General features: G+C 53.5%; 20 protein-coding genes, 4 tRNA genes and 1 pseudogene. 17 read left to right on the plus strand and 8 right to left on the minus strand.

The window, feature by feature from the left end; all coding sequences use genetic code 11:
* Positions 1–31 precede the first annotated feature (31 nt).
* Complete coding sequence (gene folD, locus A3OI_RS0107420; protein WP_018403667.1) at positions 32–907, minus strand: bifunctional methylenetetrahydrofolate dehydrogenase/methenyltetrahydrofolate cyclohydrolase FolD; 876 nt, start codon at positions 905–907, stop codon at positions 32–34.
* Positions 908–1125: 218 nt separating this feature from the next.
* Between folD and A3OI_RS0107425 the strand changes: the two genes are divergently transcribed.
* The 4 genes from A3OI_RS0107425 (at position 1126) to A3OI_RS0107440 (ending at position 1661) form a co-directional block, all read left to right on the plus strand.
* A tRNA-Pro gene (locus A3OI_RS0107425) sits at positions 1126–1202 on the plus strand.
* A gap of 33 nt (positions 1203–1235) precedes the next feature.
* Positions 1236–1312: transfer RNA gene (locus A3OI_RS0107430), tRNA-Arg, on the plus strand.
* A 74-nt stretch (positions 1313–1386) separates the two neighbouring features.
* Positions 1387–1462, plus strand: a tRNA-His gene (locus A3OI_RS0107435).
* A 114-nt stretch (positions 1463–1576) separates the two neighbouring features.
* Positions 1577–1661: transfer RNA gene (locus tag A3OI_RS0107440), tRNA-Leu, on the plus strand.
* Positions 1662–1875: 214 nt separating this feature from the next.
* Here A3OI_RS0107440 and A3OI_RS24270 read toward each other — a convergent pair.
* The gene (locus A3OI_RS24270) at positions 1876–2004 is read right to left on the minus strand and encodes a hypothetical protein (RefSeq protein WP_267283288.1); all 129 of its coding nucleotides are present in this window, start codon (positions 2002–2004) and stop codon (positions 1876–1878) included.
* A 28-nt stretch (positions 2005–2032) separates the two neighbouring features.
* Between A3OI_RS24270 and tig the strand changes: the two genes are divergently transcribed.
* The 6 genes from tig (at position 2033) to A3OI_RS0107475 (ending at position 10532) form a co-directional block, all read left to right on the plus strand.
* The gene (gene tig / locus A3OI_RS0107450; RefSeq protein ID WP_018403669.1) at positions 2033–3337 is read left to right on the plus strand and encodes a trigger factor; all 1305 of its coding nucleotides are present in this window, start codon (positions 2033–2035) and stop codon (positions 3335–3337) included.
* Between the two features lie 94 nt (positions 3338–3431).
* On the plus strand, positions 3432–4067 hold the full coding sequence (gene clpP / locus A3OI_RS0107455; RefSeq protein ID WP_018403670.1) for an ATP-dependent Clp endopeptidase proteolytic subunit ClpP: 636 nt from the start codon (positions 3432–3434) through the stop codon (positions 4065–4067).
* Positions 4068–4150: 83 nt separating this feature from the next.
* Positions 4151–5434 carry an ATP-dependent Clp protease ATP-binding subunit ClpX gene (gene clpX, locus A3OI_RS0107460; RefSeq protein ID WP_018403671.1) on the plus strand — a complete coding sequence of 428 codons (1284 nt, stop codon included), beginning with the start codon at positions 4151–4153 and terminating at the stop codon, positions 5432–5434.
* 126 nt (positions 5435–5560) lie between these two features.
* Entirely contained in the window at positions 5561–7978 is a 2418-nt protein-coding gene (gene lon / locus A3OI_RS0107465) for an endopeptidase La (protein ID WP_018403672.1), read from the plus strand.
* Between the two features lie 253 nt (positions 7979–8231).
* Positions 8232–8504: an HU family DNA-binding protein gene (locus A3OI_RS0107470; protein ID WP_018403673.1), complete on the plus strand. Its 273-nt coding sequence runs from the start codon at positions 8232–8234 to the stop codon at positions 8502–8504.
* A gap of 174 nt (positions 8505–8678) precedes the next feature.
* A complete protein-coding gene (locus tag A3OI_RS0107475; protein ID WP_018403674.1) occupies positions 8679–10532 on the plus strand; it encodes a SurA N-terminal domain-containing protein in 1854 nt (617 codons plus the stop codon).
* A 142-nt stretch (positions 10533–10674) separates the two neighbouring features.
* Here the strand turns inward: A3OI_RS0107475 and A3OI_RS0107480 are convergent, their stop codons facing one another.
* Complete coding sequence (locus tag A3OI_RS0107480; RefSeq protein WP_018403675.1) at positions 10675–11562, minus strand: MurR/RpiR family transcriptional regulator; 888 nt, start codon at positions 11560–11562, stop codon at positions 10675–10677.
* A gap of 146 nt (positions 11563–11708) precedes the next feature.
* Here A3OI_RS0107480 and A3OI_RS19575 point away from each other — a divergent pair.
* A pseudogene (locus A3OI_RS19575) lies at positions 11709–12242 on the plus strand (glucose-6-phosphate dehydrogenase); the annotation flags it as partial.
* An 89-nt stretch (positions 12243–12331) separates the two neighbouring features.
* Positions 12332–13024 (plus strand): bifunctional 4-hydroxy-2-oxoglutarate aldolase/2-dehydro-3-deoxy-phosphogluconate aldolase, encoded by a 693-nt coding sequence (locus A3OI_RS0107490; protein ID WP_040474969.1) that lies wholly within the window; start codon positions 12332–12334, stop codon positions 13022–13024.
* A gap of 79 nt (positions 13025–13103) precedes the next feature.
* Here the strand turns inward: A3OI_RS0107490 and pyk are convergent, their stop codons facing one another.
* Together pyk and gap are read right to left on the minus strand one after the other, a co-directional pair.
* Positions 13104–14552 (minus strand): pyruvate kinase, encoded by a 1449-nt coding sequence (pyk, locus tag A3OI_RS0107495; protein ID WP_018403678.1) that lies wholly within the window; start codon positions 14550–14552, stop codon positions 13104–13106.
* Between the two features lie 68 nt (positions 14553–14620).
* Entirely contained in the window at positions 14621–15625 is a 1005-nt protein-coding gene (gap, locus tag A3OI_RS0107500; protein ID WP_018403679.1) for a type I glyceraldehyde-3-phosphate dehydrogenase, read from the minus strand.
* A gap of 135 nt (positions 15626–15760) precedes the next feature.
* Between gap and A3OI_RS22655 the strand changes: the two genes are divergently transcribed.
* Positions 15761–15907 carry a hypothetical protein gene (locus A3OI_RS22655; protein WP_018403680.1) on the plus strand — a complete coding sequence of 49 codons (147 nt, stop codon included), beginning with the start codon at positions 15761–15763 and terminating at the stop codon, positions 15905–15907.
* A gap of 4 nt (positions 15908–15911) precedes the next feature.
* Here the strand turns inward: A3OI_RS22655 and glpD are convergent, their stop codons facing one another.
* Entirely contained in the window at positions 15912–17417 is a 1506-nt protein-coding gene (gene glpD / locus A3OI_RS0107510) for a glycerol-3-phosphate dehydrogenase (RefSeq protein WP_018403681.1), read from the minus strand.
* A gap of 178 nt (positions 17418–17595) precedes the next feature.
* On the minus strand, positions 17596–18354 hold the full coding sequence (locus A3OI_RS0107515; RefSeq protein ID WP_018403682.1) for a DeoR/GlpR family transcriptional regulator: 759 nt from the start codon (positions 18352–18354) through the stop codon (positions 17596–17598).
* Between the two features lie 202 nt (positions 18355–18556).
* Here A3OI_RS0107515 and glpK point away from each other — a divergent pair, with 202 nt between their 5' ends.
* The gene (gene glpK, locus A3OI_RS0107520; protein ID WP_018403683.1) at positions 18557–20029 is read left to right on the plus strand and encodes a glycerol kinase GlpK; all 1473 of its coding nucleotides are present in this window, start codon (positions 18557–18559) and stop codon (positions 20027–20029) included.
* A gap of 34 nt (positions 20030–20063) precedes the next feature.
* Here glpK and A3OI_RS0107525 read toward each other — a convergent pair whose 3' ends face one another.
* The gene (locus A3OI_RS0107525; RefSeq protein ID WP_018403684.1) at positions 20064–21971 is read right to left on the minus strand and encodes a sigma-54-dependent Fis family transcriptional regulator; all 1908 of its coding nucleotides are present in this window, start codon (positions 21969–21971) and stop codon (positions 20064–20066) included.
* A gap of 329 nt (positions 21972–22300) precedes the next feature.
* Between A3OI_RS0107525 and A3OI_RS0107530 the strand changes: the two genes are divergently transcribed.
* From A3OI_RS0107530 to A3OI_RS0107540, 3 genes are read left to right on the plus strand one after another with little or no spacing between them, the layout of a single operon-like run.
* Positions 22301–23395, plus strand: coding sequence for an ABC transporter ATP-binding protein (locus tag A3OI_RS0107530; protein ID WP_018403685.1), 1095 nt, complete (start codon positions 22301–22303; stop codon positions 23393–23395).
* A complete protein-coding gene (locus A3OI_RS0107535) occupies positions 23395–24495 on the plus strand; it encodes an ABC transporter ATP-binding protein (protein WP_018403686.1) in 1101 nt (366 codons plus the stop codon). Before A3OI_RS0107530 ends, A3OI_RS0107535 begins: the two co-directional genes overlap by 1 nt.
* Positions 24495–25361 (plus strand): carbohydrate ABC transporter permease, encoded by an 867-nt coding sequence (locus A3OI_RS0107540; protein WP_018403687.1) that lies wholly within the window; start codon positions 24495–24497, stop codon positions 25359–25361. The genes A3OI_RS0107535 and A3OI_RS0107540 overlap by 1 nt, the downstream gene beginning before the upstream one ends.
* Positions 25362–25368 lie beyond the last annotated feature (7 nt).

A 25368-nucleotide genomic window follows, 5' to 3' on the forward strand; every position in this document is an offset into this window, starting at 1 on the left:
CTATTCTCGGGACAGGCTCTGGGGACAGACCTTAGGTCTGTCCCCTTTTGGCAATAGGATCCAGAATGTTTGCTGCGTGCAATGTATTCTCCAGCAAAGTAGCAATGGTCATAGGGCCCACGCCACCCGGTACCGGAGTGATGTAGGCGGCGCGCTCCGATGCAGCGGCGAAATCCACATCGCCCTGCAGAGTGCCGTCCACCATCCGGTTGATGCCGACGTCAATCACTGTCGCACCCTGCTTTACCCATTCGCCTTTGATCAGCCCGGGTTTGCCCACCGCGGCTATCAATATATCGGCGTCACGCACGAAACGCTCCAGATCCGCTGTAAAACGGTGGCACACGGTAATGGTTGCGCCTTTCAGTAGCAGTTCCATGCTCATGGGGCGGCCGACGATGTTGGAGGCGCCTACAATGACCGCGTGTTGGCCTTTGTAAGGGGTGCCTATGCTGTCGAGCAGAGTAATGATACCGGCTGGTGTGCAGGGACGTATGGTGGGTTTGCGCTGGCTTAGGCGGCCAACGTTGAATGGGTGAAAGCCGTCAACGTCTTTGTCCGGTCGAATCTTCAGCAAGATGGGGTCGGCATCCAGCTGGGCTGGCAAGGGCAGTTGCACCAATATGCCGTCTACCAGGGGGTTGTCGTTCAGCTCGTCGATCAGGCTTTCCAGAGCTTGTTGCGAGGTGTCTGCCGCTAAATCGTAAGACAGCGACACAATGCCTGCCGCTTCGCAGGCTTTGCGCTTGTTGCCCACGTAAACTTGTGATGCGGCATCGCTGCCCACCAGAACCACCGCCAGGCCAGGCGCCCTAAGACCTTTGTCGAGGCGGGCTTGTACACCTTCGGCCACCTGCCGGCGAACCTTGGTGGCAATCTGTTTTCCATTTATCAGTTCGGCGCTCATGGTTCGTCTTTATGGGTTGGGCGTGAATTGGTCACTAAAAAAGGCGCCCTATTGTCGCACGCTTCCGGGTTCAGGCCAATTAGTGCCCAAATTCTAAAGGCTTGAGAGCAGCTGCGACGCGATTTTTTAACAAACTTTTCAAATGATGGTTGACGAAGGCCTCCGCCGCCGCTAATATCTGCGCCAACTTTGCTGACACACGTGTTGTGCAGTTCAGACGGGGTATAGCGCAGCCTGGTAGCGCGCCTGCTTTGGGAGCAGGATGTCGGGAGTTCGAATCTCTCTACCCCGACCACTTTCTGACTGTTCAGGTGGGCAAGCGGTTAATGCGCCTGTAGCTCAGCTGGATAGAGCACCGGCCTTCTAAGCCGGTGGTCGCAGGTTCGAGTCCTGCCGGGCGCACCATTCAGCCTTGGTCCGGGGCAGCAAAGTCTTCCTAGTGGTTTTGATGGTGTTTCACGCTTCGGCGTGTGTATATGGTGGGCGTAGCTCAGTTGGTAGAGCTCAGGATTGTGACTCCTGCGGTCGAGGGTTCGATCCCCTTCGTCCACCCCATTTTACCGCTTCGAGCCAGATCCGGACTTTGCAACAGCGGGTTTCCGGTTTTTTTGTTTCAGTAGAAGTGTTGGTTTAGCAGCAGCCAAATTTTGGCGGGCGCAAAAGAATTATGCGGGTGTGGTGGAATTGGTAGACACGCCAGATTTAGGTTCTGGTATCGAGAGATGTGGGGGTTCAAGTCCCTCCACCCGCACCATTATTTGAAAGCCCTGCAGGTTTGCGCCTGCAGGGCTTTTTTCTGGCTTCAGAAAAAAGTTATATAGACTAACGTTTCGGATATAAAAAAACGGGTTTTTCGTATCGTAACGGCTTTCTAAATAATTGGGCGTTAGCTTCGGGTGCGGGGTCAGGCCCGAAAAATGATTGCAGACCTGGGTGTTCCCGGTGGCGCCTGATGGGCGTTTGTGCGGTCAACAGTTGCTTGTTGCAAACAGGTGATTCTCTCGGCACGGCAAACCGTGATAAACTGCCGGCTTTTGATTTTCAGTGCTTTTGCGGCGGCGTGTCGCTGAGAGCTTTTGAGCTTTAAATTCATCCATAGTCCGAACCTGATTTTGAGGATTCTCCATGCAAGTGTCTGTTGAAACGACTTCCAACATCGAACGTCACATGACGATTGGTGTGCCCGCCCAGGAAATTGACCAGGCGGTTCAGAAGCGCCTGCAGGAAACTGCGCGCACGGTACGCCTGAATGGTTTCCGCCCGGGCAAAGTGCCTATGAGCGTGGCAAAGCGTCGTTTCGGTGACAGCGTGCGTCAGGAAATTGTGGGCGAAATCATGCGCGACAATTACGTTAAGGCGTTGCAGGAGCAGGACCTTAATCCCGCTGGCTGGCCACGCTTCGAACCCAAGACCATGGAAGAAGGCAAAGACCTCGAATTTGTGGCCATCTTCGAAGTGCTGCCGGAAATCGAGCTGGGCGACCTGTCTGCGGTTACCATCGAGAGGCCCCAGGCTGATGTAACCGATGCAGACATCGACACCATGATTGACAACCTGTGCACCCAGCAGGCCACCATGAAGTCGGTCAAGCGCAAGGCCAAGAACAAAGACATAGCCGTTATTGATTTCAAAGGCACTATCGACGGTGAAGAATTCGAAGGCGGCGCGGCTGAAAAGCATCGCTTGACCCTCGGCTCTGGCCAGATGATTCCAGGCTTCGAGACAGCCATCGTGGGCAGTAAGGCCGGCGAGGAATTGGAAATCGACGTGACTTTCCCCGAGGACTACCACAACGAAGAGTTGAAAGGTAAACCAGTCAAATTTCAGGTCACGATCCACGAAGTGGAAGAGCCGCAGCTGCCAGAACTGGATGCCGAGTTCTTCAAGAAGTTCGGCATTGAGGCCGAAGACGAAGCTGCGTTCCGCGTAGAAGTGAAAAAGAACATGGAGCGTGAGCTCAAACAGGCGATTTCCAACAAGGTCAAAAACGACGTTGTGGACGCGCTGCTGAACAGCACAGAGCTTGACGTTCCGGCGTCCTTGGTTGATCAGGAAATTGACCGTCTGCGTCAGGACGCGGTTAAACGCTTCGGCGGCCAGATGGATTTCCAGCAACTGCCTAAAGAAATCTTCGAAGAGCAGGCCACGCGTCGCGTGAAAACCGGGCTGTTATTCCAGGAAGTGGTCAAGAAGAATGAATTGACCGCCGACGCGGAAAAAGTAGAAGAAAAGATCCAGGAAATTGCGTCTACGTATGAACAACCTGAGGAAGTGATTGCACACTTCAACAGCAGTCCAGAGGAGAAGTCCCAGATAGAATCTACCGTTCTGGAAGATGCAGTGGTTGAATATGTGCTGAGTCGGGCCCAAGTAACTGAAAAGGCCATGACGTACGAAGAGGCCATTCAGGCGGGTCAAACCCAGCGTTGATAGTAGGCCGGTTGCAAACGTTAGCAGCCGGCATGTCTGGCTGTTTTTTCTAAGACAGCCCATGCCCATTGTTCATAAGGAGTTCAGGCGCATCATGATGCAAAAACCAATTGATGGTTCCGCAATGTCACCCAGTGCCGCCCTGGTGCCGATGGTTATTGAGCAAACGGCGCGCGGCGAGCGTTCGTTTGACATTTATTCCCGCCTGTTGAAAGAGCGGGTCATATTTATGGTAGGCCCGGTGGAAGATCACATGGCCAACCTGGTGGTGGCACAGTTGCTGTTTCTGGAATCAGAAAATCCGGACAAAGACATCCATCTTTATATCAATAGTCCGGGCGGTTCGGTAAGCGCCGGTATGTCGATTTACGACACCATGCAGTTTATCAAACCCGATGTTGCGACTTTGTGCGTGGGCCAGGCGGCCAGCATGGGTGCATTCCTGTTGGCGGGCGGTGCTGCGGGCAAACGCGCCTGCCTGCCGAACTCGCGGGTGATGATTCACCAGCCGCTGGGTGGCTATCAGGGCCAGGCAACGGATATAGAGATTCACACCCGCGAGATTCTCAAGATTCGCCACACCCTGAATTCCATTCTGGCGCACCATACCGGCCAGGATCTGGAAACCATTTCACGCGATACCGATCGTGACAATTTTATGGATCCGACCCAGGCTAAGGCCTATGGTCTGATTGATTCAGTACTTGATAAGCGCGTACCGAATAAATAATACTTGGGTAACACGCTCCATCCGTGGCCGGCGTGGCGGTTCGTTTTAACCGGCGCAGGCAAACAGAGATCAGAGGTATTTCAATGGCAGACGAAAGAAACGGCAGAGGTGACGATAGCAGCAAGTTGCTGTACTGCTCGTTTTGTGGAAAGAGCCAGCACGAAGTCCGGAAGCTCATAGCAGGGCCTTCGGTGTTTGTCTGCGACGAATGCGTTGACCTTTGCAATGACATTATCCGTGAAGAAATTCAGGAAAATGCTCAGGAAGAGGCCAGCGATCGTCTGCCGACACCGGCCGAGATCCGTGAAACACTGAACGAGTACGTGATCGGCCAGGACCGGGCTAAAGTGGTGCTGGCAGTTGCTGTATATAATCACTACAAGCGTTTGCGTTATGGTGAGGGCAAGGCCGAAGTCGAGCTGGGCAAAAGCAACATTCTGCTGATTGGTCCTACTGGCAGCGGCAAGACCCTACTGGCTGAAACGTTGGCGCGGGTGCTGAATGTACCCTTTACCATTGCCGACGCTACCACCCTGACCGAAGCCGGTTATGTGGGGGAGGACGTTGAAAATATCATTCAGAAGTTGCTGCAGAAATGCGATTATGATGTTGAGAAAGCCCAGCGGGGCATTGTCTACATCGACGAAATCGACAAGATTTCCCGCAAGTCTGACAACCCATCCATCACCCGGGATGTGTCTGGTGAAGGTGTGCAGCAGGCGCTGTTGAAGCTGATTGAAGGCACCGTGGCTTCGGTACCACCCCAAGGCGGCCGTAAGCACCCGCAGCAGGAGTTCCTGCAGGTGGACACAAGCAATATTCTGTTTATTTGCGGTGGTGCGTTTGCCGGTTTGGAGAAGGTGATACAGCAACGCTCTGCGCGTTCGTCCATCGGCTTTTCAGCAGAAGTGGCGAGCAAGGACAACATCAAATCCGCCGGCGAGATCATCAAAGATGTTCAAACCGAAGATCTGGTGAGATTTGGCTTGATTCCGGAGTTTGTCGGCCGCTTGCCGGTTGTGGCAACCCTGACCGAGCTGGACGAAGACGCCCTGGTTCAGATCCTGACCGAGCCCATGAACGCTTTGACCAAGCAGTACCAGAAGCTGTTCGAAATGGAAGGTGTAGAACTGGATTTCCGTGAGGAAGCCCTGCGCGCGGTGGCTGGTAAAGCGAAAGAACGCAATACCGGTGCTCGTGGTTTGCGCTCGATTATGGAAGCAACGCTGTTAGACACCATGTATCAGATCCCGTCGGAACAGGATGTGTGCAAGGTGGTGGTTGATGAAAGCGTGGTCAGCGGTGATTCTGAACCGTTCAAGATTTACGCCAACAACGACCTGGCCAAAGTTGCGCCGGACGATTGATTTGCTAAATCCGCGTAATGACTGAAAAAGGGGCTGATTAGCCCCTTTTTTTATGTCGCAGAGGCCCCAATGATTGATGTTATGCTTATTAAAACTCTTTATTGATACCCCGTCAGAGGATTCCCTATGACCCGGATACCCGAAGAAACCGTGAAAGTTTACCCACTGCTCCCGTTGCGCGACGTGGTGGTGTTCCCGCACATGGTTGTGCCCCTGTTTGTGGGCCGAGAGAAGTCTATCCAGGCGCTGGAAGCCGCGATGGAACGCGGCAAGGAAATTCTGCTGGTCGCCCAGCGTGATGCGGCCACAGACGACCCCGGCGTAAGCGACGTTTTCAACATTGGCACCCTGGCCACCATCCTGCAGATGCTGCGACTGCCAGACGGCACCGTGAAAGTGCTGGTAGAGGGCAACGAACGTACCGCGCTGGAACAGATTGAAGATGGCGACTACCTGATAGCACACGCCCGCATTCTGCACGAAGAACCCTTGCCGGAGCGTGAAGAAGAAGTACTCAGCAAAACCTTGATGGAAGAGTTCGAGAAGTTTGTGAAGCTCTCCAAAAAAGTGCCGGCCGAGGTCTCTGGTGCGCTCAATGGAATTACCGGCGTAGAGCGCCTGGTGGATACCATTGCTGCCCATCTGGACTTGCAGATTCCGCAAAAGCAGGAGCTGCTTGAAGCGCTGGATACCCGTGAGCGAATTGAACTGCTGCTGGGCAAGCTGGACGGCGAAATTGACCTGATTGAAGTGGAAAAGCGCATCCGTGGCCGGGTCAAAAAGCAGATGGAACGCAGCCAGCGCGAGTATTACCTGAACGAACAGATGAAGGCCATTCAGAAAGAAATGGGCCAGATGGGCGACGGTAATAACGATTTCGAGGAGCTGGAACAGAAGCTGGAAGACGCCGGTCTGCCGGAAGAAGCCCGCAAAAAAACGGAAAGCGAGCTGAACAAACTGAAAATGATGTCGCCCATGTCGGCGGAAGCCACAGTGGTGCGTGGCTATATCGACTGGATGTTGGCGGTGCCTTGGAAAAAGCGCAGCCGCGTGCGCCACGATATCGATAGGGCCCGCGAAATACTCGATGAAGATCATTACGGTCTGGACGAGGTAAAAACCCGCATTCTGGAATACCTGGCGGTACAAACCCGGGTGAAGAAGATCAAAGGGCCGGTGTTGTGCCTGGTAGGGCCTCCTGGAGTGGGTAAAACCTCTTTGGGGCAGTCCATTGCCCGTGCCACCAATCGCAAGTACACCCGTATGGCCCTGGGCGGCGTGCGTGACGAAGCCGAAATTCGCGGCCACCGCAAAACATACATCGGCGCTTTGCCTGGTAAGCTGCTGCAGAAACTGGCCAAGGTCGGGGTGAAAAATCCGCTGTTCCTGTTCGATGAAATCGACAAAATGGGCATGGATCAACGCGGAGACCCCGGCTCTGCGCTGCTGGAAGTGCTAGACCCGGAACAGAATCACACCTTCAACGATCACTATCTGGAAGTGGATTACGATCTGTCGGATGTGATGTTCGTATGCACCTCGAATTCGATGAATATGCCGTCGGCGCTGCTGGACCGAATGGAAATTATCCGCATTCCGGGTTACACCGAAGATGAAAAAGTGAATATCGCTCTGCGTTACTTGGTGCCCAAGCAGATAAAGGCCAACGGTCTACGCGGCAAAGAACTGGATCTTCCGGAAGAAACTCTGCGCGACCTGGTGCGTTACTACACCCGCGAGGCTGGCGTACGTGGACTGGAGCGCGAGATTGCCAAGATCTGCCGTAAGGTGGTGCGTGAGCACGTCTCAAGCGGCGATAAGAACCAGGTAACGATAACGCCGGCGATGCTGGAAGACTACTCTGGCGTGCAGAAATTCAAATACGGCCTGGCAGAAGAAAATAACGAAATTGGCCAGGTGACCGGTCTGGCATGGACCCAGGTAGGTGGCGAATTGCTGACCATCGAATGTGCGCTTACGCCGGGTAAAGGTCGAGTGGTGAAAACCGGTTCGTTGGGCGACGTTATGCAGGAGTCTATCCAGACGGCATTAACCGTTGTGCGCAGTCGCGCTAAAGCGCTGGGTATTGCCGACGATTTCCACGAAAAACACGATTTGCACGTGCATGTGCCCGAGGGCGCGACGCCAAAAGACGGCCCCAGTGCTGGTATAGGTATGTGTACGGCACTGGTGTCGGCGTTAACCCGTAACCCGGTGCGCAGTGACGTCGCGATGACCGGTGAAATAACCTTGCGCGGTCGTGTTTTGCCCATCGGCGGGCTTAAGGAAAAGCTGCTGGCGGCTCATCGAGGAGGCATTAAAACGGTTATTATTCCTGATGAAAATATTAGAGATCTCAAAGAGATACCGGAAAATATCAAAGAGTCACTGGAGATTCGGCCGGTCAAGTGGATTGATGAAGTACTAGACATTGCGTTGGTGTATGCACCGGAGGTAATGGCGGGCGATATTGCCGAAAAAACAGCCGCCAAGGCCGGTTGTGGTGACGACGCAGAATCGAACGAACGCCCAAATACGCACTAAAACCGACATGAATTGTTGACACACGGGAGAGCCCATTGGTATAACTGTTTCGCCGTGAAGCAGCCTGTACCAAGGGCTCCCGCGTTTCATAATGCTATTCCGACTAACGGTTTACCGCTCCGACTAACGGATTGTTGCCGCAAGGAATAAAAATAATTGCCGAATGGAATTCTGCAAACGTATGTGCAATAGTCTCTGCGTTTGAGATCCACCGACCTATAACATCTTCAACCTGTAATCGAAGGGGTTTAGTGTGAACAAGTCCGAACTTATTGATGCAATTGCAGAGTCTGCTGATATTTCCAAAGCCGCCGCTGGCCGCGCTCTGGATGCCATGACCACCTCCATTACCAGTGCCCTGAAAAAGGAGGACCAGGTAACGTTGATTGGTTTTGGTACTTTCTCCGTGAAAGAACGAGCTGCCCGCACTGGCCGTAACCCGCAGACAGGCGCCGAGATTCAGATTAAGGCTTCTAAAGTGCCTGGTTTCAAAGCAGGTAAGGCCCTGAAAGACGCCGTTAAGTAACGGGTTTTTTGACGGCAGCTCCGCGTTTTGGAGCTGCGCCAGAAATATTAAAGGCGCATTCCACACTGAATGCGCCTTTTTACGTTAACAACGCCAGAATTGCGTTGACGACGATAAAAAATTCGCCGGCATTCGCTGGCACAGTACGACCTTGAACAGGGATTCGGGAGACACATGCTTCAAGATATGCGGGAAAACGCCCAGGGCACCATTGCCAAGGTTATTATCGGCTTGCTGATTTTATCGCTTTCCGTTTGGGGAATGGACGCCATTATTGGCGGCTTCGGTGGCGAACCGGAAGTGGCTACGGTGAATGGCCAAGACATTACCGAGCGCGAATTTTTGCGGGTGGTGCAGCTGGAAAGTCAGAACCGCCTGTCCCGTATGGAACGGCCGGATCCTTCTCTGTTGAACGAAGATCAGATTCGAGTTGACGTACTGCAGGCACTGATTGAAGAACAGGTGTTGGCGCAGGACGCAGACCGGCAGGGTCTGGCGTTGTCTGATGCCGATATTGATGCGCTGATCACCCAGATGCCGCAGTTTCAGGTAGACGGCCAGTTCAATCGCGATCAGTTTGTTGCTACCGTCCGCAATGTGGGTATGGGCGTTGGCGAATTCCGCGATGCCATGCGCAAGCAAACCGTGGTGAACCAGATTCGCGCCGGTATTGTCGCCAGCGGCGTTGTTACCAGCAATAGCATTACGCGGCTGATGCAGATTCAAAATCAGACCCGCGACTTCCGTCTGCTGAATATTTCTGCCAGCGCCGTGGCTGACCAGGTAAACGTCAGCGCCAATGACATACAGGCGTTTTACGACAGCAACCCAAACTTGTTTCAGCAGGCCGAGCAAGTCGATGTCAGCTATGTTGTGTTATCGCTGGACGCGTTGGCTGACGCCATCGTCATCAGTGACGAAGAGCTTCTGACTTATTACCAAAGTCGCGAAGCCGATCTGGCTCGCGAAGAGCGCCGGGCGGCGCATATCCTGATTGAAGACACCGCCGATGCGGACGCCGTTGTTGAGAGTATCCAACAGCGCCTGGCTGACGGTGAAGACTTCGCAGCGCTGGCGCAGGAACTGTCGATTGATACGGTTTCTGGCGAGCAGGGCGGCGATCTGGGCTTTGCCGGCCGTGGGGTTTACGACCCGGCCTTCGATGAAGCTCTGTTCAGACTTGAACCCGGCGCTGTTTCAGACCCGGTGCGCACCAGTTTTGGTGTACACCTGATCAAATTGAACGACGTTCGCCGTTCAGACGTGCCCGCCCTGGCCGACGTTGCCGCGCAGTTGCGTGACGATCTGTCCCGCGAGCAAGCGCGTGAAGCTTATGCCCAGGCACGTACAACACTGGCGGACTCGGCTTACGCGGCCGACAATCTGGAAGGGCCAGCGAAAGACCTGAATCTTGAGCTTCGCCAGGCTGACAAGATTACCCGTAACGGTGGCGGTGAGCCGTTTGATCATGCCGGACTGGTGCGCCAGTTGTTTTCGGAAGACGTATTGAACGGTGGCTATAACACCGAGCTGATTGACGTTGCCAAAAATCGCGCTGTGGTCGCCCGCGTGCGGGTTTATCGCGAGGCCGAGGTGTTGCCGCTAGACGGCGTGGAGGACGCTATTCGCAGCAATCTGGAAGCCGAGCAAACCCGTACCGCGCTGGTGGCCCGTGCCAGCGAAATGGCCGCGCAGTTACAGGCCGGCGAATCGTTGCCGGATATCGCCGACGACAGCTGGACTGCTTACAGCGAACAGCCCCGCAGTGCGCCGGAATTAGGCGGTGGCGTCATGCAGACGGTTTACGCGTTGCCGCGCCCACAGGCAGGTGACGTCAGCTATGGCTACACTATTACTGGTAACAGTGCCGTTGTAATCGCTCTGGGTAAGGTTAACGAAGGCGAGGTAAACACCGACAGCACCGAATACGTGCAGTTGCAGGAGTTTCTGGCCTCACTGGATGGCCAACGCGAATATACGGCCTACCAGCAGTGGCTGCGGAATAACGCCGAGGTGGGGCGCCCGTAGTACAAGTTTAGTACACAGCTAGCGTAAAGCTAGGGAGAAGCCAGGGCAGGATGACGCCCAAGGCGAGTAAAAAAGCCCGAACCGGCTATCCGGTTCGGGCTTTTTTATTTCTAACGTCAAAGTTGCTTTAGGGCATGTGCTGTCAGGGTTGCGTCAGTGGCAGGCGGGTAGGGCGCAGGCTTTCTTTAATCTTTTTTAAGTGGCTGAGAAAATCCGGACCGCGCTTTAACGTCACCCCAGTAGCCAGAATGTCGATCACGGTAAGCTGGATAATACGCGACGACATGGGCATATACACTTCGGTATCTTCCGGCGAAATCACTGGTAATACCACGCTGGACACTGCCGCCAGGGGCGATTGAGGGTTGGTAATGCCAATGACTGTGGCGCCATTATCGCGGGCAATTTGTGCTATTTCCACGGTTTCCCGGGTGCGGCCGGTGTAAGAGATAGCCACAATCACATCGCCCACGTGGGAGCCGGCAGCCACCATTCGCTGAATCAAGGCGTCGTCGTAAGTCGTAACGGGTATGTTGAAGCGGAAAAATTTGTGCTGGGCGTCCATCGCCACCGACGCCGAGGCACCCATGCCAAAGAAGCTGATCTGCTTGGCCTGAATTAGCGAATCGATGGCCTGCGTCAGGGCCTTGGCATCCAGCGTCTGGCGCGCCTTATCCAGGCTCGCCATGGTGCTGAGTATAATCTTGTCGGCAAACTCTGCCACTGTGTCGTCGGGCTCAACGTTCTGGCCGACATAGGGAGTGCCAGTGGCAATGCTTTGTGCCAGGCGAATCTTGAAGTCGGGAAAACCGGTGGCGGAAAACCCCCGGCAAAAACGGTTAACCGTCGGTTCGCTAACGTCAGACGCTCGCGCCAGCGCGGCAATGCTGTAACGCGTTGCAGCGCTGGGGTCGCGCATGATGGCCTCTGCCACCTTGCGCTCGGATTTGTTGAGCTGCTCCAGCCTCTGCTGAATATCCTCGAGCAGATTATCATCCCTGCGGGAATGGGTGAGGGTAGTTGCAGCCATGCCTGAAGCTCCCTGATTGCTTTGGTTGATACGAAATGTTTGATGTGAAATTTTAAAAATTATACCCTGTTTGATAGATTTGGGGTGTAGTAAACGTGTCGGAAGTGGGGTTAAATGACCAGATACTCCGATTTTAGCGACGATTATTGGATAAAATTACTACAATGACCAAATCAGACCCTACTCGCTGCGATTTGATGATTTTTGGCGCCCTGGGCGAGGTCTACGCTGAAAGTGAGTTGTTCCGCATCGACCACTATCTGGGTAAGGAGACAGTGCAAAACCTGATTGCTCTGCGTTTCGCCAACAATCTTTTTGCCTCCCAGTGGGATCAGAACCACATTTCCCACGTGGAAATCACCGTGGCAGAAAGCTTGGGTATTGAAGGGCATTGGGGCTATTTTGACAAGGCCGGGCAACTGCGTGACATGATTCAGAACCACCTGTTGCAACTGCTGTGCCTGATTGCCATGGATCCACCGTCTGATTTGTCGGCGGACAGCATTCGCGATGAGAAAGTGAAAGTGCTGAAAGCTCTGCGCAAAATTACGCCCGCCATGATGGAACATTACGCGGTGCCCGGATACCTTGATGGAAAAGGTGCTGATAAATCCAGTGATACCGAAACCTTTGTCGCCCTGAAAGTAGAAATCGATAACTGGCGCTGGTCCGGTGTGCCATTACCTGATAACTGGGCGCAAATGCCAATCCGCGCGTTTCTGCGGTCGGGTTTGCACATTTTTTGGAGCCCCGCAAAGTGACCTTATTGATGAATGCTCAAGCTCAAGCTCAAGCTCAAGCTCAAGCACAGCGCCAGCGGTTAGACGACATCGTCAGCCTGTCGCCGCTGCTGCCGGTGATCACTATCAACCATCCCGATACCGCCGTGCCCCTGTGCGAGGCGTTGATGCAGGGTGGTCTTAAGGTGTTCGAGATCACTCTGCGCAGTGAATACGGTCTGGATGCGATTCGTGCTCTGCGCAAGGCGCTTCCTGACGCCGTGATAGGCGCGGGTACGGTGTTAACGGTAGAGCAGTATAAGCAGGCAGAGGCGGCGGGCGCGCAGTTTGTCGTAACACCGGGAATTACACTGCCGTTGCTGGAATACGGGTTGCAAGCGCAGGCGCCGCTGCTGCCGGGCATTGCTACGGCGTCAGAATTAATGAGTGGTTACCAGTTGGGATACCGCCGTTTCAAGTTCTTTCCAGCAGAAGTGGCCGGCGGTACGGCGGGCTTGCGGGCGTTAAGCGGACCGTTTGCCGGGGTTCGGTTTTGCCCTACCGGCGGTATTCGCCAAAACACCGCAGCGGATTACCTGGCTTTGGACAACGTGATGACCGTGGGCGGAACCTGGCTGACGCCGGAAGACGCAGTGGCCACCGGCGATTGGGCGAGAGTCCGCGAACTGGCCAGGGCAAGCCTGGCGGAACTGAACGCGTCAATAGGTTCCGCTGAGGCTTAAGGTTCACACGAGAAGGCAGTGAACAGCCAATACAAAAACGCCAGCAAGCTGGCGTTTTTGTGCCTGAATAACCTGCGGTTTAGTGCAGATGTTCACCTACACGCAGGATTTGCATGGAGTTGGTGCCGCCCTGGGCATTGGTAAAATTGCCTTTGGTGATAATAACCAGATCGCCGTCTTTCACCACGCCTTGTTTTACCAGTTGCTCAACCGCCTGGGTATTGGTGTCTTCGGCCGCAAAGTTTGTAGCATCAAAGGGTACGGTTTGCACGCCACGGTACATCACTACCCGGTGCTGGGTGGTGTGATGGCGTGAAAACGCGTAAATCGGCAGGCTGGACTTGATACGAGACATCAGTCGCGGGGTTGCACCGGTTTCGGTCAGGCAGATGATAGCGGCTATGCCGTTCAGGTGATTGGCCGCGTACATGGTAGACAGAGCAATGGCTTCATCTACCCGTTCCATGGACTCGTGCATCCGATGTTTGGACTGGTGCATGGAGGGGTGTTTCTCCGCACCAATGCAAATTCGTACCATGGCGGTTACCGCTTCCACCGGATAATCACCAACAGCGGTTTCTGCCGACAGCATCACTGCGTCCGTGTAATCCATCACCGCGTTAGCCACATCCGACACTTCGGCGCGGGTGGGCATGGGGTTGGTGATCATCGATTCCATCATCTGGGTGGCCGTAATCACCGCGCGGTTGAGAATTCGAGCGCGCTGAATAATGTGCTTTTGCACACCGACCAGTTCGGCATCGCCGATTTCCACCGCCAGGTCGCCGCGGGCAACCATGACCACGTCAGACGCTTCGATGACCGCATCCAGAGCGGCGTCATTGTGGGCCAGCTCGGCGCGTTCAATTTTTGCGACCAGCCCCGCTTCAGATCCGGCCTCTTTTAGCAAACGACGGGCTGTGTGCATGTCTTCGGCGTTGCGAACGAAAGAAACGGCCACATAATCCGCGCCCAATTTGGCGGCAGTAACAATGTCTTGCTTGTCTTTCTCGGTCAGCGCCTCAGCCGACAGGCCACCGCCGCGCTTGTTCAAGCCTTTGTTGTTAGATAAGGGTCCACCGATCAAAACCGTGGAGGTGATGCTGTGATCGTCTACCGCGTCTATCTGCATTTCGATGCGGCCGTCGTCCAGCACCAGAATGTCACCGGGTTTTACATCGCGGATCAGCTGTTCGTAATCGATGCCTACGCAATCGGAGGTGCCACTTTCTTTGCCCATGGTGGCATCCAGCACAAAGGTTTGGCCGGCGGTCAGGGTAACTTTATTGTCGCAAAAGCGGGCAATGCGCAATTTTGGCCCTTGCAGGTCGGCCATAATAGCGACAAAACGGCCCTGTGCCTTGGCGGTGTCGCGCACCAGGCGCGCGCGCTTTTCGTGATCTTCAGCAGTGCCGTGGGAAAAATTCAGACGGGTAACGTCGACACCCGCAGCAATAATAGCGCCTAAAGACTCGGGGCTGTCGGTAGCGGGACCAAGGGTGGCAACAATCTTTGTGCGCCGGAGCATAGTGGGTGTCCTTTCAGAAGGTGAAGGTGTTTCGCTTATGCGGTTTGGCTGGTTGTCGGCTTGTGCCTTCATTGGCTGGCTTTTATAAGTGCCGCCGCATTATCCAGCATTCGGTTCGAGAAACCCCACTCATTATCATACCAGGCCATGACTTTTACATGACGCCCGATCACGCGCGTGTGGTTGGCGTCAAAAATACTCGAACGAGCGTCATGGTTAAAGTCAACGCTAACCAGTTTTTCCTGGTTATATCCCAGTACGCTATTTTTGTCAGCTGCGGCTTTTACCGCTGCGTTTACTTCTTCAACGGAGGTGTCGCGGCTTGCAATAAAGCCAAAGTCGACCAGCGATACGTTAATAGTGGGTACACGAACCGCCAGGCCGTCCAGCTTGCCGTTCAGTGCCGGAATGATTTTACCAATCGCGGCGGCGGCACCGGTTTTGGTGGGGATCATCGACTGGGTGGCCGAGCGCGCTCGGTACAGATCTGAATGGTACACATCGCTCAAATTCTGGTCGTTGGTGTAGGAGTGAATGGTGGTCATCAATCCGCTTTCAATTCCGACCGCATTGTTCAAAGCTTCGGCGATCGGTGCCAGGCAGTTCGTGGTGCAGGAGGCGTTGGAAATAATGTGATGGTCGGCGTTCAGAATCTGGTCGTTTACACCGGAAACCACCATGGCGTCTGCGTCTGGGCTGGGTGCAGAAATAATCACTTTGCGGGCACCCGCCTGTAAATGGTCCGCGGCTTTTTCACGTGTCGTGAACAGGCCCGTGCATTCCAGCACCACGTCTACGCCCAGATCTTTCCACGGCAGGTCGGCCGGATTACGGATAGCGCTGATGGCAATGCGGTCGCCGTTCACGCTGAGGGAGTCGGCATCGTGGCTTACGTCGGCCGCAAAACGCCCGTGAACACTGTCATACTTGAGCAGGTGGGCGTTGGTTTCGGCATCGCCCAGGTCATTGATAGCGACTACCTGCATTTGCCCGCGATAATTGTTCTCATAAAGAGCACGAAGCGTGTTGCGGCCAATGCGGCCAAACCCGTTAATTGCGATTAAGATGGTCATACTCTTACTCCTGAACGGATGGTTTTTATTCGGAAATACACCTGATGTAGTAAATGTATCAACAAAACGCAAACAAATGAACACTGAAACCCATAAAATGTTAGAAATCGAACGTAAAACTACGTTCGTAGCCGGGTGTCTGAAATTGGCTTTAACGAAAATGAAGAAGAAGCGAAACAGTGGTACGTTGAGACAACGTATAAGATCAACAAGACCACGCTGGGCGTAAGCTACGGTGAGGGCGAAGACGACATCATAGCCGGCGATGGTGAGGGTCCGTAATGCGTTACGCTTCTGCCTTGTCTGCCTTGTCTGCCAGGTAGCTGTCCAATGCCTCAACTTCGCTGTCTGAGGCGTAAAGTCCTTGCTTGGTGCGGCGCCATAGGATGTCTTCGGAGGTCACGGCCCATTCGTTTCTGATCAGGTGCTCTACTTCTTTCTCATAGAGCGTGCCCACGAAGTGCTTGCCAAGGTCGTCGACGCTAGCGCAGTTGTTCAGAATATCCCGCGACGTTGTGCCGTAGGTGCGCACGTACCGGCTGACCAGTTTTTCCGGCAACCAGGGGTAGGCCTGATTGAGTGAAGCGGCCAGATTAATCTGGTTGTCAAAGTCGCCACCCGGAAGCACGGCCGTTTTGGTCCAATGGCCCCGGGTGTTTTTGAAGAAGTGGCAAATTTTATCGGTGGCCGCTTCCGCCAGTTTGCGATAGGTGGTGATTTTGCCACCAAACACCGAAATCAACGGCGCTTTGTCTTTCTCTTCGCTGACTTCAAAGGTGTAGTCGCGGGAGGCTTTCTGTGCGTTCTCTTCTTCACCGTCCATCAGCGGGCGCACGCCCGAATAAGACCAGACCACGTCAGACGGTTCCAGCTGTCGCTTGAAGTGCGAATTCACAATGTCCAGCAGGTAAGTGGTTTCTTCCGGAGAGATTTTGGCTTTCTTCGGGTCACCTTCGTATTCCACGTCGGTGGTGCCGATCAACGAGAAGTTATCTTCGTAAGGAATCACAAACACAATGCGATCGTCTTCATTCTGCAGAATATACGCTTCTTCTTCCTGGTTCAGGCGGGGCACAACAATGTGGCTGCCTTTTACCATGCGAATCATCTTCGGCGCCGGCATTGACAGGCTCTCGCCAAACAACGAGCTTACCCAGGGGCCAGAGGCGTTCACGATACACTTGGCAGAAATTATCTGATCTGCGTTTGTGTCGGTGTCACGAAGGGTAATTTGCCATTCGTCGCGACCGCGTTCTGCGTGCACGCACTTGGTGCGAGTCAAAATGGTGGCGCCGGATTGCTGGGCTTTTTTAGCGGTCAGTATCACCAGTCGTGCGTCGTCTACCCAGCCATCGGAATATTCAAAGCCGCGGGTAATATCCGGTTTTAACGGACCGGACTCATCAAAACGGATGGATTTGGAGCCGGGCAAAATTTCCCGCTTGGCCAAATGGTCATACAGAAACAAACCTGCGCGAATCATCCACGCCGGGCGTAAGTGCGACCGGTGTGGCAAACGAAAGCGCATGGGCCACATGATGTGAGGAGAATTGCGCAAAAGAGACTCGCGCTCGGCCAGTGCTTTTTGCACCAGGCGAAATTCATAGTGTTCCAGGTAACGCAGTCCGCCGTGAATAAGCTTGCTGCTGCTGGATGACGTCGCCGAAGCCAAATCATTCATTTCGCAAAGCAGTACTTTTAAGCCTCGGCCGGCGGCGTCCATTGCGATGCCTGTACCATTTACACCGCCGCCAACTACGACGACGTTATAACGTTGGTGATCTACAGTCATTGTCGGTCATCTCCTGATGCCATTGGAAAAGACGCTTTCTTGTTATGCGCACTTTTCAGAGTTCATACGCGCTAAAAATAGTATTATGCGAAAGCGAGATATATTCGTAAAGGAAAAAATAGAAAAAAAGCGAAAATAAAAAAAGATATGTATCCTCAAGCGAACTCGTCGACCAAAATCAGACTAAATGAAGGGTGACATCGTGCTCGGTGAGCAGTCGGGAGATTTCCGGGGGTGGTGTCTGGTCAGTGAACACGTGATCGGCCTGGGTGATGTTGCCCAACCGAACCATGGCATTGCGGCCAAACTTGGAGTGGTCCGCTGCCAGTAAAATTTGACCGGAATTGGCAATAATTGCCTGGGCGACTCGAACTTCGCGGTAATCAAAATCCAGTAGCGAGCCGTCGTTGTGAATGCCGCTGATGCCGATAATGCCAAAATCCATCTTGAACTGATTGATAAAATCTCGGGTGGCTTCGCCTACAATGCCGCCATCGCGACTGCGTACTTCGCCACCGGCGATAATAACGTGAAAGTCGTCTTTGGCGGATAGAATAGAGGCGACATGCAAATTGTTGGTTACAATCTGTAAGTTGTTCTTTTTAAGCAAGGCTTTAGCAATGGTTTCGGTGGTGGTGCCAATGTTGATGAACATCGAGGAATTGTCGGGAATCAGCTTGACCATAGCTTCGGCGATGCGTTCTTTGGCCTCCAGGTCCATAATCTTGCGGGCCTGATAATCGGTGTTGACGGTGCTTGAGTCTATGCCCGCACCGCCGTGATGGCGCCTTAGCTTTTTATGTTTGGCTAGCTCGTTCAAGTCCCGGCGAATGGTTTGCGGCGTTACTTTGAACTGGTCTACGAGCTGTTCGGTGGTTACAAACCCGTTGTGCTGGATCAGTTCCATAATCAAATCCTGTCGGCGCCGCTGTGCCATTCAACATCCTCCACTTGGGGTTCTTTTTATATGACTGTGTGTTTAATTGAAAATACTACGAAAGTTTAGTCGTTTTCGATGGTTTATGCAGCTGTTCGGGTCCAATAGAAGTGAGTAGCGTGCGGATATAGGCGAAACTTCTTGGCATTCATGTTCAAAAAAGTAAAAATACGAACAAATAAGAAAACGAGGCCTACAAAAAATGAGTCAATACATACTTTCCATAGATCAGGGAACCACCAGTTCCCGCGCCATTCTTTTTGATTTGCACGGCAATATTCATGCGGTACGGCAGCAGGAGTTTCCCCAGTATTTTCCTGACAGTGGCTGGGTAGAGCATAAGCCGGCAGACATCTGGTCAACGGTGAAAAGTACCTGCGACGAAGTGATGGCAGAAGAGTTCGGTGTAGATGACGAAGTGGTCGCGGTGGGTATTACCAATCAGCGTGAGACCACCATTATATGGGATCGGAAAACCGGCGAGCCGGTTTTTAATGCGATTGTCTGGCAGGATCGGCGAACCGCCGCTTACTGCAAAACAATGAAGTCGTCCAACCATGAGCACGCAGTGCATAGCAAAACCGGATTATTGATTGACCCCTATTTTTCCGCCACAAAAATCCGTTGGATACTGGAAAATGTTCCAGGCACGCGAGAGCGGGCGGAATGTGGTGAACTGGCTTTTGGAACCGTTGACAGTTTTCTGTTGTGGAAGCTCACAGGGGGGCAGGTACACCGCACCGACGCTACCAACGCCAGTCGCACGTTGCTGTTTAATATTCATACCCAGCAGTGGGATGAAGAGCTACTGGAATTATTCGACGTTCCCGCGTCCTTGCTGCCCGAGGTGATGGACTCGTCAGACGATTTTGGCAAAATTACGGAAGGCGGTGCGCTGAACGGCGTGTCTGTTTTAGGTATTGCCGGCGACCAGCAGGCGGCGTTGTTCGGCCAGACCTGCTTCGAGGTTGGCATGGCGAAGAGCACCTACGGCACCGGTTGTTTTCTCATGCTCAATACCGGTGATAAAGCGCTGCAATCCGAGCATCGCTTGCTGACAACGGTCGCCTACCGTCTGAATGGTAAACCGACCTATGCGATAGAGGGCAGTATCTTTATTGCCGGGGCAACGATTCAGTGGCTGCGCGATGGTTTGCAACTGATCAATAACGCATCCGAGGCTGAACCGCTGGCGGAAGGCACGCCGGTAGATCACGGCGTTTATCTGGTACCGGCGTTTACCGGGCTGGGTGCACCTTACTGGGACCCTGACGCCCGCGGTGCCATTTTTGGCCTGACCCGCGACACCGGCATCAAGGAAATTGTGACCGCCGGATTGCAGTCGGTGTGTTATCAGACCAAAGATCTGCAGAAAGCTATGGAGAAAGACGGTATTCGTCCGATCACTTTGCGGGTAGATGGCGGCATGGTCAAAAATAACTGGGTTCTGCAGTTCTTGGCAGATATTCTGGGCGCTACCGTCGATCGGCCGTCGTTGGTGGAGACCACGGCTCTAGGCGTAGCCTATTTGGCGGGTTTAAAAGCCGGTGTATACGGTTCGCTGGAAGAGCTCGCCGATTTATGGCGCTGCGAACGCCGCTTTGAACCGATGATGTCGAAAGCAGATCGCGACCGATTATACGCAGGCTGGATTCAGGCGGTGCACAAGCTTTAAACGAAGCGGAAATTATAAACCTGGGTTGCGCGCGCTAGCGCACCCCCAGTTCCCGCAGGCGCTTATAGAGTGTGTTGCGGCTGATTGATAGCTCCCGCGCTGCGCTGGAAATGTTGCCCATGCATTTTTGATAGACCTGCAATGTGTGAGCAAGGGGTTCTGGCGCGGCTTTTTTCAGTTTGCCAAACGTGGCCTCCGAGCCGCTCTCGTCGGTGGCGGATTTAACGGCGTCTGACAGGTTGCCGGTAGCGGTGGAATCAAGCTGTGCCAGAAAATCGGCGGGCAGATGCCATATCTGGAGATCTTCGCCGTCGGCAATGGCAACAGCTACCCTGACCACATTGACCAGTTGGCGGATATTTCCGGGCCACGGGTGATTGGTCAGTGCTGCCAGAATCCGAGGCGGCAGCGCCTCGCTTTGCACGGGGTCGCGGTATTGGCTGTAAATATGTTGCACCAGCTTGTGTTTGTCCGTGCGATCACGAAGTGCTGGCAGCTCGACACACAATCCGTTGATGCGATAGTAAAGGTCTGCGCGTAATTGCCCCGACTCAACGTGCAAGGCCGGTGCACGGTTTGTGGCTGTTATCAGCAGAATATCTACCGCAATACTGTCGGTGGCGCCAACCGGTGTTACCACTCGTTCCTGAAGCACCCGCAATAACCTGGATTGTGCCGATAATGGCATTTCGCCAATTTCATCCAGAAACAAAATGCCTTTGTGAGCTTTACGAATGAACCCCAATGAACCTTGCGCCCGTGCTCCGGTAAAGGCGCCGGCTTCGTAGCCGAACAGTTCCGATTCCACCAGCTCCAGCGGAATAGCCGCGCAATTAACCGCAACCAACGCCTGCTCTTTGCGCTGTGTGGCCTGATGCAGCGCTTTAACCAGCACTTCTTTGCCAACCCCGGTTTCCCCGGTAATCAGCACTGGCACGCCGCGCTCCAGCACTTTCAGGCTTTGTTCGGCGCAGCGGCGAACGGTAGCGTCGCCGTATTCGAGTGTTGAAAAATCGGTGCTGTTCGTATTTGTCGCCTTGGTCTGACGTGCTACTGCTGAAGGAGCCCCGGCGGGCGGACGTACCTGAGCAACAGTGGGTCGCTGGACCTTTGCACTCAGGCGCACCCGATTTTTAGTGCTGAGCTGCAATGCAGATTGCGGTGGGTGCCCAAGAATGTGGTTGCGATGGGTCGTAAACAGGTCATCCAGCCGAACCCCAACGGTCGTTTTACTTAACAGTTGGTCGGCACGTTGATTGCTGGCCACGACACGTCCCAAGTCATCGCAAATCAGTATGCCGGACCAGGGGCTGTCGAAGTTGTCTGCGGTGGTACTGAGTGTCAGCATGAAATGGTCGCGCTCAAATTGCCGCTTTAGCAGGCGATTGTCTACCGACTGCGCCAGCAACCGAACCACGCCCAGAGTGTGAGCCTGGGGCAGGTAGGCGTCACTGAATACGCTGAGTACACCGACCAACTGCTTGTGTGCGTCAAAAATAGGCGCGGCCGAGCCAATCATGCTGCGATTGAGTTTTAGAAAGTGTTCGTTGCGCTGAATCTGCACCGCTTTGTTGGCGGCAATCGCAGTGCCTATGGCGTTTGTACCACAGCGCTCTTCCTGCCAGTTTGAGCCTTGCTGGAACCAGGGTTTTAACTGTGCCTCAGTAATGCGCTCGTCACCCCAGCTTTTAAGCACCGTTGCGTGTCGGTTTGCCAGCAGAATCAGGCAGCGGCTACTGGAAAGCACGTTGCGATAGTAAGGCAGCACTTCGGCTTCGGTACTGGTGAGTAGTTCGTGATATTGGCGTTCCAGCTCTTCTACCTGTGCCGCACCGGGTGCCGGTGGTGTGGGTTCGAAGTCGTGATCAAGGCCCCAGGCGATGCAGCGATCCCAGGATTGTTCGACCAGGCTGCGTTCATTTTCGTATTCGGTATTTTTCATTAAGCCGCATCTCTGTGTTCGTTTTGTAGTTATTCGGTGCCGATGTGCGAAGCGGATTGTTCATTATTGCATGAAATACTGTTCAATCATCTGTGTAATTTTTGTTGAGGTCAATGTTCAAGTTGAACAAAGTAGTGTTAAACGAACATGGTTAATTTCGATTTAGAAAGAACAGGTATAAAAAAATTCTATATAAATCAAAAATATAAGTATTTTTACGTAGGATTACGAAAAGCTGGTATAGCCTTTGCGTTGTCTGATTCGCAATCAAAAGATCGGGCGCGATCATTTGCCCAGATGTGTTTCCACAAGAACAACAAGGAATGGATATGTCCTTAACTCTGGAAAACCTCTCCCATAGGGTCGACGGTGTCGACTTTATCCGGGATGCCAATCTCACCTTTCAGGCGGGCTCTTTTAATGTGCTGCTAGGTCGAACGCTCTCGGGTAAGACCTCGATGATGCGCTTGATGGCCGGACTTGATAAACCCAACGAAGGCCGGTTGATCTTCAACGGCCAGGATGTAACCGGACAGAGCGTGCAAGCCCGGAACGTCTCGATGATCTACCAACAGTTCATCAATTACCCAGGCATAACGGTGTATGAAAACATTGCGTCGCCTTTGCGCCTGGCGAAAATGGCTGAGTCTGAGATTGACCGTCGGGTGAAAGAAACCGCGGCCATGCTGCAGATTAGCCCCCTTCTGAAGCGCTACCCCCTTGAGCTTTCGGGCGGCCAGCAACAGCGTACGGCGATGGCGCGGGCGTTGGTTAAAGATGCCACATTGGTGCTGTTCGATGAACCCTTGGTCAACCTTGATTATAAGCTGCGGGAAGAACTGCGGACCGAACTGCGCGACCTGTTCCGTGAACGCCAGTGTATTGCGGTATACGCCACCACGGAAGCCAACGAAGCCTTGGCGTTGGGCGGCACAACCACGCTGTTGCATGAAGGCAGTGTGATTCAGAACGGTCCGGTTATGGATGTCTACCGGTCACCGGTGAATACCCTGGCCGCGCAGCTGTTCAGTGAACCGCCGATGAATATGATCCGCGGACGCGTGACAGACACCGAAGTAACGTTTGATGAATACTCCCATCATGCTTTGACTCAGGAGTTGTCTAAACTGACGCCAGGAGATTACTGGTTCGGGGTTCGCCCTAGCCACATTGCTCTGGTGCCGGCCAACAACGACGATCTTGAAATGTCGATGGAAGTAGCGCTGAGCGAAATCAGCGGTTCGGAAACGTTTATACACATCGAAAACAGCCATTTTGAAATGGTGATGCAGCTGATGGGTGTTCACCAATACCACACCGGTGCCCCGGTTAAGGTTTACCTGCCAGTCAACAAGCTGTTCGTTTTCGATAGCGCCGAAAAGTTGGTGCACACACCCTCGCGGATATCAGGAGGGGCTGTCTAATGGCTGAAATTCAATTAAAATCACTGGCTCACAGCTACAGCGAGACGCCTGGCGGGCCGGAAGACTATGCGATTCGCCATCTCAACCACGTTTGGCATGAAGGCGGTGCCTACGCTCTGCTAGGGCCATCTGGTTGTGGCAAAAGCACCATGCTGAATATCATTTCCGGCCTGGTTCAGCCCTCTGAAGGTGAAGTGCTGTTTGACGGTAAGCGGGTCAACGAGCTGTCGCCGCGGGATCGTAACATCGCCCAAGTGTTCCAGTTTCCGGTTGTTTACGACTCCATGACCGTGTTTGATAACCTGGCATTTCCGTTAAAGAACAACAAAATACCGAAGTCACGCATCAAGGCGCGGGTGCAAGAAATTGCCGAAGTGCTGGAAATTGAAGACAAACTGTACAAGAAGGCTAAAAATCTGACCGCCGACGAAAAGCAGAAAGTGTCCATGGGGCGCGGCCTGGTGCGGGAAGACGTGTCGGCCATTCTATTTGATGAACCGCTTACGGTGATTGATCCCCAGTTGAAGTGGAAGTTGCGGCGTAAACTGAAGCAGATTCACGAGCAGTTTGAGATCACCATGGTGTACGTGACCCACGATCAGCTGGAAGCGTCTACATTTGCCGACAAGATTGCGGTGATGTACGGCGGCCAGATTGTTCAGTTCGGTACGCCCACCGAGTTGTTCGAGCAGCCCAACCATACCTTTGTTGGTTACTTTATTGGCAGCCCGGGCATGAACTTGGTTGAAGTAGAGCGCAGCGCCGCAGGGGTTCGTTTCAGGTCTACTCAGGTGGACCTGGCGCCGTGGCAGGTCGAGCTGTTGAAACGCCTCAAATCCAAAAACATCAAAATCGGGATCCGTCCGGAATTTATCGAGTTGTCTCCGACTGCTTCGGACGACACCTACGAGGCCGAGATCCTGGATATGGAAGACCTCGGTACCTACAAAATTATCACCGTGCAGTTAGATCAGCAGGAGATGAAAGTGCGGATGAACGAAGAGTTTGAGGGTGCCATTGGCAGCCGCACGTACCTTTCGTTCCCGCAACAGTGGCTGAAGCTGTATGTCGATGAATTCCTGGTACAGGAGCAACAATAATGAAAAAAATCCATAATAATCGCGCCTGGTGGCTGGTGCTGCCGGTATTTTTGCTGGTCGCTTTTTCAGCGTTGATTCCGCTGATGACCGTTGTGAACTATTCAGTGCAGGATATTTTTGGCCCCGGACAGACATTTTTTGTCGGCACCGAGTGGTTCAAAGGGGTTCTGGGTGACGAGCGTTTGCAGGATTCCCTGATTCGCCAGTTCATGTTTTCCGGCGCTGTGCTGCTGATTCAGATCCCTTTCGGTATCGGCGTTGCGCTGATGATGCCGAAGTCTGGCATTAAAGGTTCTTTGTGTCTGATTCTGATCGCTATTCCGCTGCTGATTCCCTGGAACGTGGTGGGTACCATCTGGCAGGTCTTCGCCCGTGGCGACATTGGCCTGTTTGGTTGGGGTCTTAACGAGCTCGGCTTTGACTACAACTACACCGGCAACACCGTTGATGCCTGGTTAACGGTTCTGTTGATGGATGTGTGGCACTGGACTCCGCTGGTAGCGCTGCTTTGCTATTCGGGCCTGCGCGCCATCCCGGAAGCCTTTTATCAAGCAGCTGAAATTGACCGCGCCTCTAAATGGGCAGTGTTCCGTTACATCCAGCTGCCACGGTTGAAAAGCGTGTTGATCATTGCGGTGCTGTTGCGCTTTATGGACAGCTTTATGATTTACACTGAGCCGTTTGTATTGACCGGCGGCGGGCCTGGTAGCTCGACCACTTTCTTGAGCCAAACATTGACCACCATGGCCATCAAACAGTTCGACCTGGGGCGCGCATCTGCTTTCTCGCTGATCTACTTCCTGATTGTGCTGGTGATTTCGTGGCTGTTTTTTACCGCCATCACTCAAGATGACAAAGAACAATAAGGAGAGT

Origin of the sequence: Marinobacter gelidimuriae (assembly GCF_000372805.1) — a bacterium.
Classification (GTDB): Bacteria; Pseudomonadota; Gammaproteobacteria; order Pseudomonadales; family Oleiphilaceae; genus Marinobacter; species Marinobacter gelidimuriae.

Excerpts from the sequence above, each read along its gene's own strand:
- folD (WP_018403667.1), bottom strand. The coding sequence starts at position 907 with ATGAGCGCCGAACTGATAAATGGAAAACAGATTGCCACCAAGGTTCGC.
- A3OI_RS24270 (WP_267283288.1), bottom strand. The coding sequence starts at position 2,004 with ATGGATGAATTTAAAGCTCAAAAGCTCTCAGCGACACGCCGCCGCAAA.
- tig (WP_018403669.1), top strand. The coding sequence starts at position 2,033 with ATGCAAGTGTCTGTTGAAACGACTTCCAACATCGAACGTCACATGACG.
- clpP (WP_018403670.1), top strand. The coding sequence starts at position 3,432 with ATGATGCAAAAACCAATTGATGGTTCCGCAATGTCACCCAGTGCCGCC.
- clpX (WP_018403671.1), top strand. The coding sequence starts at position 4,151 with ATGGCAGACGAAAGAAACGGCAGAGGTGACGATAGCAGCAAGTTGCTG.
- lon (WP_018403672.1), top strand. The coding sequence starts at position 5,561 with ATGACCCGGATACCCGAAGAAACCGTGAAAGTTTACCCACTGCTCCCG.
- A3OI_RS0107475 (WP_018403674.1), top strand. The coding sequence starts at position 8,679 with ATGCTTCAAGATATGCGGGAAAACGCCCAGGGCACCATTGCCAAGGTT.
- A3OI_RS0107480 (WP_018403675.1), bottom strand. The coding sequence starts at position 11,562 with ATGGCTGCAACTACCCTCACCCATTCCCGCAGGGATGATAATCTGCTC.
- A3OI_RS0107490 (WP_040474969.1), top strand. The coding sequence starts at position 12,332 with ATGAATGCTCAAGCTCAAGCTCAAGCTCAAGCTCAAGCACAGCGCCAG.
- pyk (WP_018403678.1), bottom strand. The coding sequence starts at position 14,552 with ATGCTCCGGCGCACAAAGATTGTTGCCACCCTTGGTCCCGCTACCGAC.
- gap (WP_018403679.1), bottom strand. The coding sequence starts at position 15,625 with ATGACCATCTTAATCGCAATTAACGGGTTTGGCCGCATTGGCCGCAAC.
- glpD (WP_018403681.1), bottom strand. The coding sequence starts at position 17,417 with ATGACTGTAGATCACCAACGTTATAACGTCGTCGTAGTTGGCGGCGGT.
- A3OI_RS0107515 (WP_018403682.1), bottom strand. The coding sequence starts at position 18,354 with ATGGCACAGCGGCGCCGACAGGATTTGATTATGGAACTGATCCAGCAC.
- glpK (WP_018403683.1), top strand. The coding sequence starts at position 18,557 with ATGAGTCAATACATACTTTCCATAGATCAGGGAACCACCAGTTCCCGC.
- A3OI_RS0107525 (WP_018403684.1), bottom strand. The coding sequence starts at position 21,971 with ATGAAAAATACCGAATACGAAAATGAACGCAGCCTGGTCGAACAATCC.
- A3OI_RS0107530 (WP_018403685.1), top strand. The coding sequence starts at position 22,301 with ATGTCCTTAACTCTGGAAAACCTCTCCCATAGGGTCGACGGTGTCGAC.
- A3OI_RS0107535 (WP_018403686.1), top strand. The coding sequence starts at position 23,395 with ATGGCTGAAATTCAATTAAAATCACTGGCTCACAGCTACAGCGAGACG.
- A3OI_RS0107540 (WP_018403687.1), top strand. The coding sequence starts at position 24,495 with ATGAAAAAAATCCATAATAATCGCGCCTGGTGGCTGGTGCTGCCGGTA.